The organism is Prosthecobacter sp. (assembly GCF_044373815.1).
Taxonomy (GTDB): Bacteria; Verrucomicrobiota; Verrucomicrobiia; order Verrucomicrobiales; family Verrucomicrobiaceae; genus Prosthecobacter.
Genome location: NZ_JBIPNG010000568.1, coordinates 1 through 3814, shown reverse-complemented (window position 1 = coordinate 3814; position 3814 = coordinate 1). Strand labels below are relative to the sequence as shown.

Genomic DNA, 3814 nt, shown 5'->3' with positions numbered 1-3814 from the left:
TCTTTTTCGACGTCGTCGAAGAACACCTCCCCGCCGCAGGTGCGTGACATGACGTGGTAGCAGTAGGATTCGAGAGGCCCCCTGCCGAGCACACGAAACCGCCCGCCAGACCACGAACGCGCGCCGGGATAGAGGCCGGTTTTCGCATTCACACCGATGAGCTGCTCTTCGAGGGGGAGCGCCTGAGGATCAGAGGTTTGGGCGAGGTTCATGGGGTTGGAAGGTGGATGGAAAATAAGCGCGAGCAATTATTAAATGCCTGGCATTATTTTTTGTGATCGCACGGCGCCGCAAGATGCTGGCGCGGGACGATGGCGTCTTGCAACCGGAGCGCAGATGGACCGCCGCGGGCTGCCCGAGGGAGGGAAAGCTTGAAATTCATGGTGCGGCCAGACTGGGCGCGAGATTGTTCTCGGTGAGGCTTTCCAGAGGGGCCAAGTGGGACTACTGGATCAGGGCTTCGAGATCGCTTTCGGTGAGGCCTTCCATCATGGGGGCCTGGTCGTTGAGGGCGGCTTCGACGAGGCCGCGCTTTTGGGCCTGGAGCTTGAGGATGCGTTCTTCGACGGTGCCGCGGATCGCCAGGCGGTAGGCGTTGACGACTTTTTGCTGGCCGATGCGGTGGGCGCGGTCGATGGCCTGGGATTCGACGGCGGGGTTCCACCAAGGGTCGGCGAGGATGACGTTGTCGGCGGCGGTGAGGTTGAGACCGTAACCGCCGGCTTTGAGGCTGATGAGAAAGATGCGGCAGTTCGGGTCTTTCTGGAAGCGCGCCACCTGCTCGGAGCGGTCCTGGCTGCTGCCGTCGAGGTAGGCGTGGTCGAGTTTTTCGGCCTTCAGGTGGTCGCGCATGAGGTGCAAAAAGCGGACGAACTGGCTGAAGACGAGGAGCTTGCCGCCGGACTCCATGACGGATTCGATCTGCCCGAGGAGGGCGGGCCATTTGCCGGAGAGGTCGTCCTGGCCGAGGCCTTTCAGGGCGTCGGGCTGGACGCCGGTGAGGCGGAGATCGCAGCAGACCTGCCGGAGGCGCAGGAGCACGGTGAACATGGTCATCTTGGCGCCGTTCTGGCCGGAGCGGCGGCGGGCGGCTTTGATCTCCTCGCGGCCCTCCTCCAGGATCTTGCGGTAAAATTCGCTCTGCGCCGCGCTGGGGGTGCACCAGAGCACCTGCTCGATCTTCTCGGGCAGGTCCTTGAGCACCTGGCGTTTGGTGCGGCGGAGGAAGTAGGGCAGCGTGAGTTTTTGCAGGCGCTGGGCGGCATCGCGGCCTGCGGGGAGGTCCAGGCCGGACTGGATGGGGGATTCGAAGCGCTCTTTGAAGGAGGTCTGATTCCCCAAATAACCCGGCAGGGCGAAGTGGAAGATGGACCACAAATCGCGCACGCCGTTTTCCAAGGGAGTGCCGGTGAGGGCGATGCGGCCGGTGCAATTGAGGCTGCGGAGGGTCTTGGCGGCGTCGGTATCGGGGTTGCGGATGAAGCTGGCTTCATCCAAAAGAATCAAACCGAAGCGGATCGTTTGGTAATGTTTAATATCTCTGATGATCAATTGATAAGAGGTCAATATCACGTCAAACGAGGGGATGGTACTGAGGGCTTTTTCTCGGCCTGCGCCCTGGATTTGGAGCACCTTCAGGGTGGGGGCGAAGCGCTCGAACTCGGCCTGCCAGTTGCCGAGGAGGGACTTGGGGCAGACGACGATCATCGGGCCGCATTGGTCGCCTTTCCGCTGCTTGAGGAAGAGGGCCACGGCGATGCTCTGGACGGTTTTGCCCAGGCCCATCTCATCGGCCAGAATGCCGCCGCGACCGCGCAGGATGCGGGAGGTCATCCAGCAGACGCCTTCCATCTGGTAAGGGCGAAGCATGCCAGCGAGATCGACGATCTCGGCCTGCACTTCACTGCTTGTAACGCTAATCTCGTTAGCGGCACCTGTGGCTTCATCGCCAAAGTAAGCGGCATGGGCTCCGTGGACGCGGGCCCCCTCGGGGGTGAGCTCCATGGGGACATCCCGCAGGGATTCCTCCAAATCATCCACGGCGGCGATGTCGAGGATGTACTGTTTGCCGTTGGCGCCTTTGACCGATCTTTGGCCGGAGCGGACCAGTCGCAGGACTTCGGCGCGGGGGAGGCGGAAGCCATCCGTGGACTCGTAGGCGAACTCCATGCTGAGCCAGTCGCCGCCGCCGCCCATCTGTCCGGCGGGTGCGACGAACTTGGTCTTGGGTGCGATGCGCTGAATGCCGCGAGTCGCGGAGCGCCAGCGCTCACCTTCAGTAACGGTCGCGAGATTACGCAGTTGCGGGAGTTCGGAAGCGTAGAAGCGGAGGACGTTCTCGCTGCCCTGCAACCGCAAGACCTGGCCTTCGGGCTTGAAGCCGAGGCCCTCCAAGCGGCGCAAAAGGCGGAATTCGGCCTCTATATTTTGGACGTAGAATACAAAGCCATTCGATTCATCTTGAAGTGGGAAGATTGAATGACCGCCATCCGAATGGCGCACGAGCCAGGTGTGTGAATTGTAACGAGCTGAGAGTTTCGCATCCACGACCTGAAGCGAGCCGTCGAGCTGGATTTCAAACTGGCAGGGCACGGGGGCGACGTGGAATTTCTCCAGGCCAGCGCCGCGCAGTTCCATCTGGAAGCATTCGCCTAAAGACTCCCCCTGCTCTGCCAGCCAGCGGAGCGGCTTGGTGACCGGGGACTTGCTCAGCTCGCCGGCCAGGGTGGTGAGGGCGGGGGTGTCGGCCAAGTGGCGGAAGAGGGAGGCGGTCTCCTGGCAGATCCACCAAGCGCCCATGACGTGTTTTTGGTGGGCTCCTTCCAGTTTGAGGCGGACGGTTTGGGCATCGACGGACTCGACGACCAGCGGCAGGCGGACGCGCTCGGGGGCGACGTGGAAGAGGCGCTCCTGGCCGTTCGGCTTGCCGACGAAGACGCGGGGGTGCTCGGCCAGCGTCTCCAGAAAGGTGTTCAGGCCTGCGCCTTTGAGGGAGATGGGCAGGCTCTGGGGCTGCTTGATGCCCTGACTGGCGAGCCAGGCGGCGAAGAGGGAGGTTTCGCTCTCGCCGCCGGGGAGGTATTTCACGAAGACGCCGAAGGGCTCGCGGATCTGTCCCTGCAGGAGGGGTTCGGGGAGGTAGAGGGAGTAGTGACCGGGGATCTTGAGCGGGGTCAGAGCGGGCGGAGTTCTGGGTATTGTAGTACCGGCTTTAGCCGGTCCGGAAGCTCCGCCAGCAGGTAATGCGCCGCCCACTCCAGAACCGGCTGAAGGGGGCCGTAGACCGCCAGAACCGCCTGAAGGCGGGACTACAGAACGTACTGAAGCTCCAGAACTAGGTTTGGCACCGCTTTGCTCGCGAACGTGGGCGAGTGCCACGGCGAGGGCGTGCTCGCACATCATGCCGCTGCGGCGGGCGTGGGGGCAGGTGCAGAGGTTTTCCACATCGGAGGAGGTGCGGATGCGCAGGCCGGTGGTGAATTTCAGTTTTCCAGAGCCGGCGGTGCCACGGATCATGCCGTCACTGCTGCTGGTGACGACGGCCAAACCTGCATCCACCAGGGAGCGAGCGGACTTCATCACCGCCCAACCGCCGATTTCTCCGAGCCATTTCTCTGTGATTTCCATTTCGTGCTGGCGTGTCCCATGGTTTATCTGCAAAGTCCAGTGCCAAGTACCTATGAGGATTGTCGCCATTTCCAACCAGAAAGGCGGTGTCGGTAAAACGACGACCGCTTTGAACCTCGCCGCGTGCCTCACCCAGCGCGGGGTGCGGGTATTGCTGGTGGATCTTGACCCCCAGGCGAATGCCACC

3 protein-coding genes are annotated in these 3814 nt (G+C 62.5%); 1 reads left to right on the top strand and 2 read right to left on the bottom strand.

Going from position 1 to position 3814, the window contains the following annotated elements:
• Positions 1 to 212: hypothetical protein (locus ACIREA_RS28325; protein WP_397385677.1), on the bottom strand; the 212-nt coding region annotated here is incomplete at its 3' end.
• Between the two features lie 232 nt (positions 213 to 444).
• The gene (locus tag ACIREA_RS28320; RefSeq protein WP_397385676.1) at positions 445 to 3627 is read right to left on the bottom strand and encodes a DEAD/DEAH box helicase; all 3183 of its coding nucleotides are present in this window, start codon (positions 3625 to 3627) and stop codon (positions 445 to 447) included.
• Positions 3628 to 3679: 52 nt separating this feature from the next.
• Here ACIREA_RS28320 and ACIREA_RS28315 point away from each other — a divergent pair.
• A partial coding sequence (locus ACIREA_RS28315; protein ID WP_397385678.1) for a ParA family protein occupies positions 3680 to 3814 on the top strand: 135 nt, incomplete at its 3' end.